Annotated in this window: 13 protein-coding genes; 5 read left to right on the top strand and 8 right to left on the bottom strand. The window is 55.9% G+C overall.

Annotated elements, in window-relative coordinates:
• Positions 1–14: 14 nt before the first annotated feature.
• Both SIB88_RS00605 and acs read right to left on the bottom strand, forming a co-directional pair.
• Positions 15–1,505, bottom strand: a complete 1,491-nt coding sequence (locus SIB88_RS00605) for a SulP family inorganic anion transporter (RefSeq protein WP_170310196.1) — start codon at positions 1,503–1,505, stop codon at positions 15–17.
• 300 nt (positions 1,506–1,805) lie between these two features.
• Entirely contained in the window at positions 1,806–3,749 is a 1,944-nt protein-coding gene (gene acs / locus SIB88_RS00600; RefSeq protein ID WP_101246903.1) for an acetate--CoA ligase, read from the bottom strand.
• 498 nt (positions 3,750–4,247) lie between these two features.
• Here acs and rmuC point away from each other — a divergent pair, with 498 nt between their 5' ends.
• Both rmuC and def read left to right on the top strand, forming a co-directional pair.
• The gene (rmuC, locus tag SIB88_RS00595) at positions 4,248–5,765 is read left to right on the top strand and encodes a DNA recombination protein RmuC (RefSeq protein WP_114112272.1); all 1,518 of its coding nucleotides are present in this window, start codon (positions 4,248–4,250) and stop codon (positions 5,763–5,765) included.
• Between the two features lie 154 nt (positions 5,766–5,919).
• Positions 5,920–6,438, top strand: coding sequence for a peptide deformylase (def, locus tag SIB88_RS00590; RefSeq protein WP_101246905.1), 519 nt, complete (start codon positions 5,920–5,922; stop codon positions 6,436–6,438).
• A gap of 59 nt (positions 6,439–6,497) precedes the next feature.
• Here the strand turns inward: def and SIB88_RS00585 are convergent, their stop codons facing one another.
• A complete protein-coding gene (locus SIB88_RS00585; RefSeq protein WP_412559065.1) occupies positions 6,498–7,484 on the bottom strand; it encodes a methyltransferase type 12 in 987 nt (328 codons plus the stop codon).
• Positions 7,485–7,570: 86 nt separating this feature from the next.
• On the opposite strand from SIB88_RS00585, the gene fmt reads away from it, so the two are divergent.
• Together fmt and SIB88_RS00575 are read left to right on the top strand one after the other, a co-directional pair.
• Positions 7,571–8,497, top strand: a complete 927-nt coding sequence (gene fmt, locus SIB88_RS00580) for a methionyl-tRNA formyltransferase (RefSeq protein ID WP_412559390.1) — start codon at positions 7,571–7,573, stop codon at positions 8,495–8,497.
• A gap of 50 nt (positions 8,498–8,547) precedes the next feature.
• Positions 8,548–9,057: an N-acetyltransferase family protein gene (locus SIB88_RS00575; protein WP_412559064.1), complete on the top strand. Its 510-nt coding sequence runs from the start codon at positions 8,548–8,550 to the stop codon at positions 9,055–9,057.
• Positions 9,058–9,085: 28 nt separating this feature from the next.
• On the opposite strand, the gene SIB88_RS00570 is transcribed toward SIB88_RS00575, so the two are convergent.
• Positions 9,086–10,075: a LysR family transcriptional regulator gene (locus SIB88_RS00570; RefSeq protein WP_114112277.1), complete on the bottom strand. Its 990-nt coding sequence runs from the start codon at positions 10,073–10,075 to the stop codon at positions 9,086–9,088.
• 140 nt (positions 10,076–10,215) lie between these two features.
• Between SIB88_RS00570 and SIB88_RS00565 the strand changes: the two genes are divergently transcribed.
• Positions 10,216–10,398 (top strand): hypothetical protein, encoded by a 183-nt coding sequence (locus tag SIB88_RS00565; RefSeq protein WP_101246910.1) that lies wholly within the window; start codon positions 10,216–10,218, stop codon positions 10,396–10,398.
• Between the two features lie 723 nt (positions 10,399–11,121).
• Here the strand turns inward: SIB88_RS00565 and SIB88_RS00560 are convergent.
• The 4 genes from SIB88_RS00560 to SIB88_RS00545 form a co-directional block, all read right to left on the bottom strand.
• Positions 11,122–12,426 carry an MFS transporter gene (locus SIB88_RS00560; protein ID WP_412559063.1) on the bottom strand — a complete coding sequence of 435 codons (1,305 nt, stop codon included), beginning with the start codon at positions 12,424–12,426 and terminating at the stop codon, positions 11,122–11,124.
• Between the two features lie 178 nt (positions 12,427–12,604).
• Positions 12,605–14,620, bottom strand: a complete 2,016-nt coding sequence (locus SIB88_RS00555) for a TRAP transporter permease (protein ID WP_101246913.1) — start codon at positions 14,618–14,620, stop codon at positions 12,605–12,607.
• Between the two features lie 5 nt (positions 14,621–14,625).
• Positions 14,626–15,135, bottom strand: a complete 510-nt coding sequence (locus SIB88_RS00550; RefSeq protein ID WP_101246914.1) for a DUF1850 domain-containing protein — start codon at positions 15,133–15,135, stop codon at positions 14,626–14,628.
• The gene (locus SIB88_RS00545; protein ID WP_101246915.1) at positions 15,132–16,097 is read right to left on the bottom strand and encodes a TAXI family TRAP transporter solute-binding subunit; all 966 of its coding nucleotides are present in this window, start codon (positions 16,095–16,097) and stop codon (positions 15,132–15,134) included. Before SIB88_RS00545 ends, SIB88_RS00550 begins: the two co-directional genes overlap by 4 nt.
• Positions 16,098–16,272: the final 175 nt, after the last annotated feature.

Genomic DNA, 16,272 nt, shown 5'->3' with positions numbered 1-16,272 from the left:
CTTTTGCGGTGGCCTTAATGGCCCATCAGGCGTTCAAGTGCGCCGGGCTTGTCGTGGATGGCCAGTTTATCGACGATTGTCTCGCTGGCTTCATTGAGACCGATCAATTCGACTTCGGCACCTTCACGACGGAATTTGAGCACGACCATATCAAGGGCTGCAACACTTGAAATGTCCCAGATATGCGCGTGGCTGACATCAATCGTCACCTTATCAAGGGCTTCGCGGAAATCGAATGCCTTGGTGAAATCTTCGACCGAGGCAAAGAAAATCTGACCGCGTACTTCATAGGTGCGATGCGTGTTGTCAGCCGAAAGGGTGCTGGTGACACGGAAAATCTGGGCGATCTTCCAAGCAAAGAAAATGCCCGACAGCAGAACCCCGACCAGAACACCAATCGCCAGATTGTGCGATCCGACAACCGTGATCACGGTGGCCAGCATCACGATCGACGAGCTGCGCGGATGTTCGCGCAGGTTCTTGATCGACGACCAGCTGAATGTCCCGATCGACACCATGATCATGATGGCAACAAGTGCCGCCATCGGAATGATCGCGACCAGATCCCCCAGAACCACAATCAGGATCAACAGAAAGATACCGGCAAGGAAGGTCGACAGACGGCAACGGCCGCCCGATTTGACGTTGATCACCGATTGGCCAATCATCGCACAACCGGCCATGCCACCGATAAAGCCGGTAAAGAAGTTGGCGATCCCCTGACCATAGCATTCACGGGTCCGGTTTGACGTGGTGTCGGTCAGATCATCAACGATCTGGGCGGTCATGAGACTTTCGAGCAGACCAACCGCTGCGACCGCTGCCGAATAGGGCAGAATGATCAGGAAGGTATCAAGGTTCAGCGGCACATCGGGCAGATAGATTGCCGGGAAGGCATCGGGAAGCGCGCCCATATCGCCGACCGTGCGCAGATCGGCATCAATAAACAGCGAAATACCGGTCAGAACGATGATGCAAATCAGCGGGGACGGGATGATTTTGGTGATGCGCGGGAACAGATAGATGATGGCAAGACCACCGGCCACCATCACATAGGTCATGTTCGAAACCCCGATCAGTTCGGGCAACTGCGCCATAAAGATCAGGATCGCCAGCGCATTCACAAAGCCGGTCATCACGGATTTGGAGACAAAGCGCATCAGATTGCCGAGTTTGAGCGCGCCTGCCAACATCTGGATCACGCCAGCCAGAATGGTGGCGGCCAGCAGATAATCCAGCCCGTGTTCACGAACCAGCGACCCCATCAGAACAGCCGTTGCCGCCGTTGCCGCCGAAATCATGCCCGGACGTCCGCCAAAGATCGCGGTGATTACTGCAATCGAGAAGGAGGCATAAAGCCCGACCTTGGGATCAACACCGGCAATGATCGAAAAGGCAATGGCTTCCGGGATGAGGGCGAGTGCCACCACAAGGCCCGAAAGCACATCACCGCGAATGTTGCCAAGCCACTCAGCCCGCAAACGCGGAAGAAAATCGCTATTCACAGAAAGTCTCCGTATCCGTATGCCCGGACGATCAAGGCTGTCCCCCGTCCTGGCAGGAAGTTATCAGGACGGTCATCTTTTCCCGTCAGCCGATCCGTGCGGCGACAGGGGTCCCCAAACCATCCTGTTCGTTGCTGCGTCGCAGCAGGCTGTACCTATACCAATTTAAGTTTTTGCACAACCACAGGGCACGCATCGGGCCATGCCGGTTTCGGGACACACGAAAAAACCCGCCGGTTTCCCGGCGGGTTTGATGTCGTGATGAGCAAGATGCCAATCAAAGATAATTGCAGGTGACGATTAACGGTTCTGACGGTTTTCGATCAGATCGTCGACCACGCCCGGATCGGCCAGGGTCGAGGTATCGCCAAGCTGGTCATATTCGTTGGCGGCAATCTTGCGCAGGATACGGCGCATGATTTTGCCCGAACGGGTTTTCGGCAGACCCGGCGACCACTGGATGAAGTCGGGGCTGGCGATCGGGCCGATTTCCTTGCGGACCCATTTGACCAGTTCAAGACGAAGCTCCTCGGTCGGTTCTTCGCCGGCATTGAGCGTCACATAGGCATAGATGCCCTGACCCTTGATGTCGTGCGGAACGCCGACCACGGCGGCTTCGGCAACCTTGGCGTGGGCGACCAGCGCGCTTTCGACTTCGGCCGTACCCATGCGGTGACCCGATACGTTGATGACGTCATCAACGCGGCCCGTGATCCAGTAATAGCCATCATCGTCGCGACGGGCGCCGTCACCGGTGGTGTAGACCTTGTCAAAGGTGCTGAAATAGGTCTGGATGAAGCGTTCATGGTCGCCATAGACCGTGCGCATCTGACCCGGCCAGCTGTCCTTGATGACAAGGTTGCCATCGGTGGCACCGGTCAGTTCCTTGCCCTCGTTATCAAGAAGGGCGGGCTGAACACCAAAGAACGGAAGCGTTGCCGAACCCGGTTTCAAATCGGTTGCACCGGGAAGCGGGGTGATCAGGATGCCGCCGGTTTCGGTCTGCCACCAGGTATCGACAATCGGGCAATTCCGTTTGCCGACATGCTCGTGATACCATTCCCAGGCTTCGGGGTTGATCGGTTCACCCACCGAACCAAGGATGCGCAAGCTCGACAGATCGGCCTTGTTGACCCAGTCGACGCCTTCGCGCATCAGGGCACGGATCGCGGTCGGTGCGGTATAGAAGATATTGACCTTGTGCTTTTCACAGACCTGCCAGAAGCGCGAAGCATCCGGATAGCTTGGCACACCTTCGAACATCAGCGTGGTCGCGCCATTGGCCAGCGGCCCATAGACGATATAGCTGTGACCGGTAACCCAGCCGACATCGGCCGTACACCAGTAAATATCGCCCTCGTGATAATCAAAGACATACTGATGGGTCATCGATGCATAGACAAGGTAACCGCCCGAGGTGTGCAGAACGCCCTTCGGCTTGCCGGTCGAGCCCGAGGTATACAGAACAAACAGCGGGTCTTCGGCATTGACTTCGGTCGGCGGGCAATCGGTCGAGGCCGCGGCGCAAACTTCGTGATACCAGACGTCGCGGGTGTCGTTCCATGCGACATCCTTGCCGGTGCGTTTGACGACGACCATTTTCTCGACCGATTTGACACCGGGATGTGAAAGGGCTTCGTCAGCATTGCGTTTAAGCGGAACCGCACGGCCACCACGCAGACCTTCGTCCGAGGTGATCACGACCTTGGCGCCGCAATCTTCGACGCGACCGGCCAGTGCTTCAGGCGAGAAACCGCCAAAGACGATGGAATGGATCGCACCGATTCGCGCACAAGCCAGCATGGAGACGGCAGCTTCGGGGATCATCGGCAGATAGATGACAACGCGATCACCCTTGCCAACACCCATCGATTTCAGAGCATTGGCAAAACGGCAGGTGCGTTCATGCAGATCACGATAGGTGATGTGTTCGGAAACATTGGGATCATCGCCTTCGAAGATGATGGCGGTCTGATCACCGCGTTTTTCAAGATGGCGATCAAGGCAGTTGGCCGAGACGTTCAGGGTGCCGTCTTCGTACCATTTGATATAGAGGTCCTTGGCGTCATAGCTGACATTTTTGACTTTGGTGTATGGCTTGATCCAGTCAATGCGTTTGCCATGTTCGCCCCAGAAGCCATCCGGGTCCTCGACCGACTGTTTATACATGGCATCGTATTTTGCCTTGTCGATCAGGGCGTTCTTTGCGATGTCGCCGGGTACGGGATAAACGTTCGCAGACATATGTGGCCTCTTGTTCGTTTCCTGTGGTCTCTGATGCATCAGGTAGCAGCCATTGTTTTCCGGTGTGTCGGAAACGGCGTCCGTGCCGATGCGGTATTTCGGTGCGGTTCAGAGATTCTGTATTGCCGGTTCCGTTCGGTGCAGTGCGCAAAACGGGCAAACAATATGATCCTGTCGCTTGCGCCCTATGCTAGTGCGCAGAAGATATTCAGGGAATACAACTTTAGGACTGCCCAAACTGGCGGATTGCCTGCTTAAATTCGGCTTTGATGAACCGGCAATCTGGTGCAGACCGGGGATGTGAAGACATACAGGTTTGGTGGGTGGCGTGATTGGTTTCTGAATATCTTGTTGATATATAGTCGAAATTCGGTTTCACGCCAGCAATGGCTTTGACAAAATTTGATCACGGACGGTCAAAACCGGTTTTGTTCGGTTCTGGATTTGATGGAACAAAACAGATACAAAGAATCCACACGATAATTGAATGGTGGGACAATGGATCCGATTTCTTTGGCCGCGGGCGCGTTTGGCGCGTCGGTTCTGGCACTGGTTTTTTGCGCGATGATGATCAAACGCATCAAGGATGCCGCAGATGCCGAGACAGAGTCGCGCACCGCATTGCTGTCATCCCAGCTTGAACAGACCGAAGCAACCCGGCGCGATCTTGCAGGCGAGTTGGCAATCACGCGCGACAAACTGGCCGAGGTATCTGAAAAACGTGCCATTGCCGAAACCACGGCCAACCGGGTGCCGATCCTTGAGGCCGAGATGAAGGAGCTGCGCACCGCCCTTGATCAGTGGCGCGAAAAGGGGTCCGAGCTTGAAACCGCCCTTGAGAAAGAGCGCGAGGCGGCGGCCGAGAAGCTTGCGATGCTTGAAGATGCCAAGACCAAGCTGCTTGATAGTTTCAAGGCGCTGTCGTCCGATGCGCTCAAGATGAATAATGACGAGTTTCTCAAGCTTGCGCGTGAAAACTTTTCGCGCCTTCAGGAAGGTGCCAAGGGCGATCTTGAGAAACGCCAACAGGCAATTGACGGCCTTGTAAAACCCATCAAAGAACGGCTTGAGGCCTTTGATAATAAGGTTAATGAGCTTGAAAAAAGCCGCAAGGAAGCATACGGCGAGTTGCGCGAACAGGTCGGGACCCTTGTGCAATCGCAGACCCGGCTTTCAAAAGAGACCCAGACACTGAGTTCCGCCCTTCGGTCCAGTTCATCGGTATCGGGCAAGTGGGGCGAATTGCAGCTCAAGCGCATTGTCGAGCTTGCCGGGATGCTCAAACATTGTGACTTTGACGAGCAGGTTCATTTCAATACCGACGAAGGCATCCAGAAGCCCGACATGGTCATTCACCTGCCCGGTGGGAAAAACATCGTGGTCGATGCCAAGGCCCCGACTTCGGCCTATTTGGAAGCAATTGACGAGAAATATGACGATGAACGCCGCGAGGCATTGCTTGCGACCTATGTCGGCAATGTGCGCAAGGTGATCACGGAGCTTTCAAAAAAATCCTATTGGAAGTCGGTCGATAGTCCCGAATTCGTGGTGCTGTTCCTTCCGGGTGAGAGCTTTTTCTCGGCCGCACTTGAACGCGACCCGCGCCTGATCGAGGACAGTTTCCGCGACGGGGTGATCCTGGCAACGCCGACCACACTTCTTGGATTACTCAAGGCGGTGGCATATGGCTGGCGTCAGGAAGCATTGGCCGAAAGTGCGCGCGATATCAGCGAGATCGGCCAGCAATTGTTTGATCGTCTGGGGACGCTTGCCAAGAATTTCAGTTCCATGGGCAAGTCGCTTGAAAGTACGGTCAAGAATTACAACAAGACGCTTGGCACGCTTGAAGGATCTGTTCTGGTATCGGCGCGCAAGCTTAAGGAAAAGCATATCGTTGCCGATGACCGCATGATCGAGGAACCGGCACCGTCGGAAACCCATGTGCGGGACATCACGAAAATGGAACTTCTGGCCGGACCGGACGACAAACCCGATACCAAGCCAGAGGAAAAGTAAGACGCAATCACCAGGCCATGCGGTGCGAAGCATGGCTGTTACCCGGTCTATTTGGCGCAGCTTTCTTGACTTGGGGGACGGGAAACCTTATCTCGAAGCGCGAAATTCGCTATAATACAGACCAGAATCAAGTTCGAAACCGGATCAAAGACCCATGGCCTTGCGTGAAATTCTTATCGTTCCAGACCCGCGCCTCAAGAAGGAGTGCGAACCGGTCACCGAGGTGAATGATGAGATCAGAGACCTTCTTGATGACATGCTTGAAACCATGTACGCAGCCCCGGGCATCGGCCTTGCGGCGCCGCAGATCGGGGTGATGAAGCGCGTTGTTGTCATGGATGTTTCCGATGACAAGGACAAGCCAGAACCGATGAAACTGATCAACCCGGAAATCATCTGGGAATCGGAAGATACGTCGGTTTATCAGGAAGGCTGTCTTTCGATCCCCGAACAATATGCCGATGTCGAACGCCCGGCCGAGGTCGGCGTGCGTTACCTTGACGAAAATGGCAAGGAACACGAGATCGAGGCGGATGGTCTGCTTGCGACCTGTATCCAGCACGAGATCGATCATCTTGATGGCGTTTTGTTCACCGACTATCTGAGCGCGCTTAAACGCAACATGATGATCAAAAAGGTCCAGAAGCTTCAGAAGACGAAGAAATCTGCCTGAACGGATCGCGATATGCTGTGACAAGGGGCCGGTTTTCCGGCCCTTTTATTTTGGGCGGGTTATGGGTTTGGCGTTTTGATATCGGCCGGATCAAGACCCATGATCCAGCCTTCGCGTTCGCGAATGCTGGGCTCATTTGGCAGATATTCGGGGCGTTTGCCATCGGCAATCCGGATCAGTCCCAAAACACCGACCAGCGCGTCAAAGGCATCATCCTTGCCCTGATCCGGGCCAAAGCCCGATTTGCAATCGGCCATGACCGCCGGGGTGATTTCAACCGCGTTACGTGCCGCATGTTCGATCAGAAATTCAACGGCCTTTGCCCGGCTTTTCTGATTTGATTTAGTTAACTCACTAATACCAAGCCAACCATAAACTTCACCTGGATAGGTTTCCATCAGGGTGATGCCGGGATGCTGGCAACAGGTGGCAAGATCACCGTCAAACGGCCAGATATTGAAACCAAGATGCGCACCGGGAATGATCAGATGTTCAAGACCGTGGAGCATCCCCTTGCCGACCTGATTGGCACCAAGGGTCCAGAAGGACGGGCAGGCGGCAGCACGATCATTGGTGGCGCGTTCGCAGCGCCGATGCAGGTCATCAAAGCGTGAAAGGCCAAGGGCCTTTACGAGATGGTCGCGTTTGACACTGCCCTTTGGCCCGGATGATCTGGGATAAAACGGCCGATGATAGGTGATTTGATCCGGGCGTTCGCAGACCGATGAAAAATATTCGAGGGACCCGGTCAGTCCGTTTTTCAATATGGATTTGAAGTTTTGAATATTCGCGCCATCATACCAGTAATCTGCAAAGCCGACGGGCATATCAAGGCCAAGCCAAAGGGCATCCTTATGCCCGTGATCGGCAAGGGTGCCGAGAAACTGGTTCAACATCCCGACCGGTTCGATCGCATATATCTGCCAGCCGCCAGTGACCCGGCGGGCCTTGGCGACCCAGCGGGCCGTGGCCGAGATGCTCCAGTCAGCATGCCAGATATGATTGACCGGGTATTTGTGCGGTTCGGGTAAGGCTTGGCTTGTCATTTTGCCAAGATAGCGCCAAATTGCCGGCTTGGAAGTACAAAGACCATCGGTCTTGACCCGATCTTGTGATGAATGGACGTGACGATATGACCAAGCTGCGCATTGCCTTTATGGGAACCCCGGACTTTGCCCTTGTGGCGCTTAAGGATCTGGTGGCGGCGGGACATGATGTTGTTTGTGTCTATTCACAGCCGCCGCGCCCGGCCGGGCGCGGGCACAAGGAAACGCCAAGCCCGGTTCATGCCTGGGCGGCGGATCAGGGTATTAAAGTCCGCCATCCCGTATCGCTGAAGTCGGATGCGGAAAAGCAGGCCTTTGCCGATCTTGATCTTGATGTGGCGGTGGTGGCGGCCTATGGGCTGATCCTGCCCAAGGCCATTCTGGATGCACCGAAATACGGGTGCCTGAACATTCATGCGTCCCTGTTGCCGCGCTGGCGCGGGGCAGCCCCGATCCAGCGGGCTATTCTGGCGGGCGATGATGCCACCGGTGTCACCATCATGCAGATGGATGTCGGGCTTGATACCGGCGACATGTTGCTGATCCGCGATATTCCGATCACGGGCGAAACCTATGCCAATGCGCTGCATGATGATCTGGCCGCCCTTGGCGGGGAAATGATTGTTGAGGCGCTTGAAAAGCTTCCGAAAGGTGAGCTTGTTGCCACCAAACAGCCCGAAGAGGGCGTGACCTATGCCGCGAAACTCGAACGTGCCGAGGCCAAGCTTGATTTTGCCGATGATGCGGCAAGTCTGGAACGGAAAATCCGTGCCTTTACCCCGTGGCCGGGGGCCTATTTCGAACTGGGCAAGGAACGGATCAAGGTGCAGGCTGCCGAGGTGACGGACCAGTCCGGCCCGGTGGGTGAAATCCTTGATGATGCGCTTACCATCGGCTGTGGCCGCGGGGCCCTGCGCCCGACACGTATTCAGCGCCCCGGCAAGGCGGCGATGGATACCGACGCGGTGCTGCGCGGTTATGACAAGCTGGCCAAGGGCGTGGTTCTGGGCTGATGGGGCGCGATGTCACAAAGCCGCAAGGCGGACAATCAGCAGCCAGCGATTTGACGATTCGCCCGGCCTTTAACAGTGACGGTGACGCGATTGGCGCCCTGATCGAGGGGGTGTTTGCGGAATATCCCGGCTGTGTCTATGACCGTGCGCGTGAATTCCCGGAACTTGATGCGATTGCCGATGATTTCACAGCGTCGGACGGGCGTATCTGGGTTGCGGTTGATCCCGACAACCGGATTTTTGGCTGTTTCGGGATCAAATATGACGCGCAGGCAAAAGAAGCCGAACTTCACAAGGTTTATCTGCATCGTGATACCCGCGGTCGGGGCATGGCGCAAAAACTGATGGCCAAGGCGCTGGCGTGGTTGGGGCAGACCCATCCTGATTGCGCGACCGTGATGCTATGGACCGATACACGGTTTGAAGCCGGGCATCGGTTCTATGAAAAATGCGGCTTTGCGCGCACAGGCGAAAACCGCATTCTTGATGATCTGAGCGCATCTTCGGAATATCAGTTCCGGTTTGACTTTGGCGCCTATCAGAAGGCGCTGTCGTTTTAGGGTGATATCCCCGACATGCGCATTGCGGTTACTGATCAGCGGATTCGGTCGGGCGGTTGTCGGCGGTGCTGTCTGAGGCATCCGGGCTGCGTCGCACCGAACGGGCATCGCGATAGCCAAGCTCCCACGGCGGGACCGGGGTGAATTTTTCAGCCAGGAAATCGACAAAGGCGCGGACCTTGGGCGACAGGTGACGTTTGTGCGGATACACCGCGGAAATCCATGCCTGATCATGCACATATTCGGTCAGAACCGGCGTCAGGCGACCGGCCCGGATATCTTCGTGAACCAGATATTCGGCCAGACGCGCCATGCCAAGCCCGGCAAGGACTGCTTCATGGAGCACGTCACCGTCATTGGCCGAAAATGATCCCTGGGCGCGGAAGGCCACGTGACCGTCAGGGGTTTCAAAGTGCCAGTCATTGAAGCTTTCGCGCGATGACAGATGCAGACAGTTGTGGTTTTCGAGATCCTGGGGTTTGCGCGGGATGCCGTTCTTTTCCAGATATTCCGGGCTGGCAACAATCATGCGGCGGTTGACCGCATATTTGCGCGCGATCAGGGATGAATCTTCCAGCGCGGACAGGCGAATGGCCAGATCGTAGCCATCGTTGACCAGATCGGTGAATTTGTCATCAAGGGTCAGTTCGATCCGCACATCGGGATAGCGGGCCAGAAATTCCGGGATCAGCGGCACCACCTGCATCTTGGTAAAGGCCACCGATGCGTTGATACGAAGCGTCCCGCGCGGAGCAGCATAAAGCTGGGTGACGACTTCTTCGGCTTCTTCGATTTCATTAAGGATGGTGCGCGCCCGTTCATAAAAGGCCCGGCCTTCCTCGGTCAGGCTGAGCTGACGGGTGGTGCGCATCAACAGACGTGCGCCCAGCCGGTCTTCCAGACGGGAAATGTATTTCGACACGGCTGATGGTGACAGACGCATTGTCCTTGCTGCTGCTGAGAAGCTGCCTTCTTCAACTGCATGGACAAAAATTTCCATTTCCGCGGCACGATCCATATCTCGGACTTCCTATTTATGACGATCATTCACAAGTAATGTGCATATTGAGCTAATTCTCTTTCCCGGTAAAGAAAATTAGATTGAGTTCATCGAGAGCGACACGGCGTCGCAACGAACGAAATATTTAGGAGGTCAAGATGGCCACTTACGAAGAAATCACCACCCGTTACATCTCCACCACCGAAATCGAAGCAGGTGTACGTAAAGGTCAGCAGCTGCGCGCTGAGTTCGTAGGTTCCTTCTTCCGCAACCTGTTCAAAGGTTCGGACAAGGCATCCGACATCAAGCATCCGGCTGGTACCGTTGGCGGTGCTGCCTAATCTGACGAGATACAAACGGTCGAGCGCCGATTGAGTTTCCTCCCCAAGAGGTGCTCCCGTTTGTTGGACTACCGATTTCTATCTAGCGTCTTCCTCCCTATTTGACGCTGTTTTCCCGACTGGCCCGGTCACCTTTGTGATCCGGGCCATTTTTTTGACCAAACGGCATCCGACCGATTTGTGCCCGACCGTGCGAAATGGCGATGATCAAACGATCTTGCCCGGTTTTGGGACTTGCCTGCGTGGTCTGTGCCGTCGGCATCGGTCGTTTTGTGGTGTCAGGGGTGCGGGATCAGGGGGGCTTTAGCAGGATCTCGGTACCGGAGCCTCAGTATCAAAAGGCTTGGGATCAAAGGCTTGGTATCAAAGGCTTGGTATCAAAGGCTTGGTATCAAAGGCTTGGGATTGCGGGCCCGGGTATGAGAAGTCGCGGGATCAAGATCGCGGCGCCGGTAAATGCGCGATCAGGCGTTGAGATCCGAGAATCGTGGTACCAGCAAGCACAGTACCGGTAAACACGGTGCCAAAGCCTTGCTAGCAGCGCATGTGGCATCAGCAGTCGGTATCTGGTTGCAGGCGATCTTTGTGATACCAATGGATCCGGTAGCCCGCCACGTTCAACATGGCGTCAAATGCGGTGCCGAATGTGGCATCAAATACAATCCCGATTATGGTGCAGATTACGATGCCAAACGCACCCACCGTCACATCGGATTTTTTTCATCAATGCGAATCCTGTGGGCTGATGCCCGGCGGCACGTAAAAGCCCGGACGTTCGGACAGCCATGACAGCACACTGATCACGGCCATGACGATCAGGGTGGCTGTCAGCATCACTTCGATTGAAATGTCGGCGGCAAACATCCAGCCATAGATCGCCGGTCCCATGGCCGAGGCCAGTACCATGACCGCGGTAAGCGTGCTGCGCACAGCCCCGATTTCATCAAGTGGCACCAGTTCGGGAATGATGGCGGTGCGCAGGGTGGTGGCAAAGCCGACCGTGATGCCGACAAGCCCCATATAAATCAGAATGACAAAGGGCTGGTGACTGATTGCCAGAACAATGATGCCCGCCATCATCGGGATCAGATGCCATGGAAACAGACGGCGTGCGGAATGTTTGTCAATCAGCGGTCCGCTGCCAAAAGCGCCCAGAACCGATGTCACGGCAAAAACGGTAAAGCCCGCAGCAAACCAGCCAAGTTCAATGCCCTTGTGGGTGGAAATAGCACCCTGATGGAAAAACAGGGCGGTCATGATCAATGGCGGTGCGGCGAGCATCGGCATGCAGAACCAGACATAAAGCGATCTGAACAGCCGGGGATGTTCGGGGTCAGTTGGCGATGACTGGTCGGGTGTGCTGTCGGTGGTGGTATCCGTCGGGCCGTTGGAGTCGGATGCCTGTTTTGCAGCGGTTTTGGAACTGCGGGTCGGAACCGCGCGGAATTTCTGATCGCGCCGGATCAGCAAAAAGGCGACGGGCACCAGAACAATGATGATAAATACCGCCGACCCGGCATAGGTATAGCGCCAGCCAAAAGCCGCAATCAGGCCAAGCAAGGTGGCAGGCAGGATGGCCTCGGCCAGGGGAAAGCCGAAACTGGCAACCGCAAGCGCCCGGCCGCGATGTTTGGTGAAATAGCGCGCGATGCCGGTCATGCTGACATGGGTCATCAAGCCCTGACCGGCGAGACGCAGGACAAACAGGGCAGCAATCAGCATCCAGACATTGCCGGCAAGCGAGATCATCACACAGCCAAGTGCAAGCAGCGCCATGGTCGCAAGGCTGTAGGAAAGGATGTCGACCTTGTCGATCCAGCGCCCGACAACCGGCAGACACAGCGCACTGCCAATCGTGATCCCGGCATAGATATTGGCAAATTCGGTTTCGTTCAGACCAAGGCTGGCCGAAATGAACGGAACGAAAAGGGCCACCAGAAAGGTCTGACCGAAAGATGAGCCGAAACTGTGCAATGCGCCAAAGGCAAGCTGCCTTGGGGCCTGGCGCAGCAGAAGGATGAACTGCATGAAAGGCGGGTGTCCGGAGTTACAGGGGCGTTCAGGAACCGATTTATTTGTATGAGTATTACTGTATCGATTCAATCTGCCCGGGTCTACTGCCCGGTCGGGTAGGGTGGATATGCCAAAAGAAAAGCCCGCAACAAGATGTTGCGGGCTTTTTTGTAGTGTTTTGGATCAGGCCGGATCAGCTGGCCGCGACACTTGGTGTCGGGCCGTTCTTTTTGCCTTTCCACCAGTTCAGGCCAAGGACGATCAGAAGCACGACGGTGCCGGCAATCTCGGCCTTGAGATCGGGATAGAAGACACCGACGGTGGCCGGAACGATCAGGATGCGTGAAATGACATCCATATGATCGAACAGGTATCCTTCAAGAGCCGCGGCAAAGGCCACCAGACACAGGATGGCGGTAAAGCCGGTCCACAGAACGATCTGGATCGAGCCGCCTTCGATGATTTCCGGATTGAAGACCATGAAGGCCGGGATCAGATAGAGACCCTTGGCGAATTTCCATGCCTGGATACTGGTTTCCATGGGATTGGCATTGGCAATTGCCGCCCCCGCAAACCCGGCCAGCGCAATGGGCGGTGTGACGTTACTGTCCTGCGAATACCAGAAGACCACGAGATGGGCGATCAGCAGCGGAATGCCGAACTCGTTCGAAAGTGCCGGGCCAACCAGAACGATCAGAACGATATAGGACGCCGTTACCGGCAGACCCATCCCGAGGATCAGGCTGGCAATCAGAACCAGAACCAGTGCCAGAACGATGTTGCCGCCCGAAAACGCGATCATCATCGAGGAGAATTTCAGGCCAAGGCCGGTCAGACCAACAACCCCGACAATGATGCCGGCAACTGCGCAGGCCATCGAGACGGCAACGGCGTTTTTGGCACCGAGTTCAAGGGCGGCAATGGTGATTGCGATGCCTTTTTTGATCGCCTGTTTCAGGCCGTCATGACTTGGCTTCACCCCGTTTTGCGGAGCAACAAAGAAGTACCACAGCACATAGCGCAGGGCGGCAACCGCCATGACCGACAGAATGGCCCAGAAGCCCACCCTCATCGGGGAGATATTGAGCACGAGCAGATAAATCAGGATGCCCAGCGGCAGAATGAACTGCCAGCCTTCCTTAAGGACCTGACGCCAGTCGGGCAGTTCGGATGCCGGCATGCCGCGCATGCCGTTTTTCAGCGCAACGATGTGCACGAACAGATAGACGGTGCCAAGATACAGGATCGCCGGGAAGATCGAGATCATGACGATATCGAGATAGGGCACCTGGGTATATTCGGAAATCAGGAACGCACCCGCACCCATCAGCGGCGGGGTAATCTGACCGCCTGTGGATGCCGCGGCTTCGACACCGCCGGCCTGTGCCGGGCGATAGCCAAGGCGCTTCATCAGCGGAATGGTAAAGGCACCGGTGGTGACCACGTTGGCAATTGCCGATCCGCTGATCGATCCCATGCCGGCCGATGCCAGAACAGCAGCCTTTGCCGGGCCACCGGCCTTTTTGCCGGTCGCGGCATAGGCCATATCGATAAAGAATTTGCCCGCACCGGTGACTTCAAGGAAGGCACCGAACAGAACGAACATGAAGATATAGGTCGCGGCAACCCCCATCGGCAGGCCATAGATGCCTTCCTGACCGAGATAGAGCTGACCGACAAGACGATCAATATCCGCACCGCGATGGGACAGGATGCCCGGCAGCCATTCGCCAAGCCACGGCAGCGCCCCGCGCGGACCCGACAGGGCATAGACGATGGCGACAATCCCGATGATCGTCATGCCAAGACCAACAGCGCGGCGGCTTGCTTCGAGGACCGTGATGGTGGCGATCACACCAATGATCAGGTCCGAGCTGCTCCAGAAACCGGCGCGGTTGATGATTTCGTCGAGATAGAAGGAAAGATAGAAGCCTGTGGTGAAGGCACCGGCCAGAAAGGCAAGATCAATCGCCCATCCAAGTACGCCGCGCTTCTTGTTGCTGCCGAAAACCGGGAACATCAGGAAGGCCAGGAACATGACGAAGGCAAGATGGATGCTGCGTTGGTAGAACAAACCAAGCGGCTCGATCCCTGCGCCATACATCTGGAACAAGGAGAGTGCGACTGCAACAATCGAAATTGCCAGCACAACCAGTTTGGGCTGTGGCAGTTTGTCCGTCATGGACGGAAGCGGTGCCGGTTCAGACATTAAACTTATTCCCCGGAATCAAGGCGGATGGTGACACGTGTATGTTCAGCCATCTTTGAAAGATAGATTTCGTCACCATCGGTTGTGACGATACGATGGTTAACCGCAAGCGACCCGACGCGCAGCACATAGGCATTGCCAGGCACGGGTTCGTCAATATCTTCGATCCAGTATCCCCCGCCTTCGGCACTGGTCAGAATGCCGCGACCGGGAAAATGTCCCAGTCCCGCTGCGAAGTCGGGTTGATAGGCGCGATGAAGAACCATCTTGCCAAGATCGTCTACGTAACAGTCGATCACGCCATCACCGGTAACAGAATGGTTCCAGTACAGGCACCATCCGGTTTGACGGGCAATATCGGTCCGCGCAAGAACCGATCCGTCGGCACCGATGACTTCAAGATGGTCGACGGTTGTGCCGGGTTTGACTTCCTGATGGCTGGCGGGACCAGCACAGGCCGTGATCGAGAGAAGAAGGGCGGCCAGTAAAGGCCGCCCGAACTTTTTGGAAATCATGGATAGAGCTGCGGCGGAATCGGGTTGCCGGTCTCTTCGTAGTAACGCAGTGCGCCCGGATGCATCGGAATCGGAGTCGAGTTCAGAGCAAAGTCAACGGTGGTGTCGTTGGCGGCCGGGTGAATGGCGATCAGTTCGTCGACCTTTTCAAACAGGGTCTTGGTGATCTGATAAGCCAGTTCTTCATCCATGTCGGCATTCACGAACAGAACGTTCGGGGTCGAGATGGTGTTGACCGGTGCGGTGACGCCTTCGTAAACGCCGGTACGCAGGGCGTACGGTGCAAAGGTCGGTTCTGCGTCAAGAGCAGCGAGGATTTCCTCGTCGGTCAGAGCGATCAGCTTGATGTCGCGGGTGGTTGCGAGGTTCAGGATCGAGCTGGTGGGCGGGCCGACGCTCCAGAAACCGGCATCGATGTCGCCGTCACGAAGGGCGTCAGCGGTTTCGTTGAAGTTCAGGCGCTGTTCTTCGATGTCATCATAGGTGATGCCATTGGCTTCGAGCAGGGTTTTGGCCGAAACTTCGGTACCCGAACCCGGTGCGCCAACAGAAACGCGTTTGCCTTTAAGGTCGGCAAGACCGTTGATGCCGCTGTCAGCCATGGTGACGATCTGAACCGCGTTCGGATAGATCGATGCCAGGGCACGAACGTTATCAAGGGTACGGCCTTCGAATTTGCCGGTGCCGGTGTAGCCCGCATAAACGGTGTCGGCCAGACCGATGGCGATATCACTGTCACCACGGGCAATCAGACCCATGTTTTCAACAGATGCGCCGGTAACTTCGGCAACAGCACTGGTGCCGTCGATGTATTTGGTGATCAGTTCTGCGAGACCACCGCCATACGGATAATAGGTGCCGCCGGTACCACCGGTTGCAATTGAAAGCTGCTGTGCTGAAGCAGGAATAGCGGTCAGCATCATGGCTGCGGCTGCTGCTGAAAGCAGAGTACGTAGCTTCATGGTAGTCCTCCCTAGGGTTAACACTCTTTACGTCCAATTAATCAAAGATCGCTTTAGAAATCGGTTCTTCACGTTCTTGACCGGCCAATTGTCATGGCCTGTTATTCTTGGATTTCGCGAACTGGCCGGACAAAAATCCGTCGGGCAGATTCCCGATCGGGTTCCGGTTTCCGTC

It is taken from the genome of Thalassospira sp. MIT121401 (assembly GCF_047125595.1).
GTDB classification, from domain to species: domain Bacteria; phylum Pseudomonadota; class Alphaproteobacteria; order Rhodospirillales; family Thalassospiraceae; genus Thalassospira; species Thalassospira povalilytica.
The sequence above is the reverse complement of the archived record's forward strand: the minus strand, read 5'-3'. Positions and strand labels throughout refer to the sequence as shown.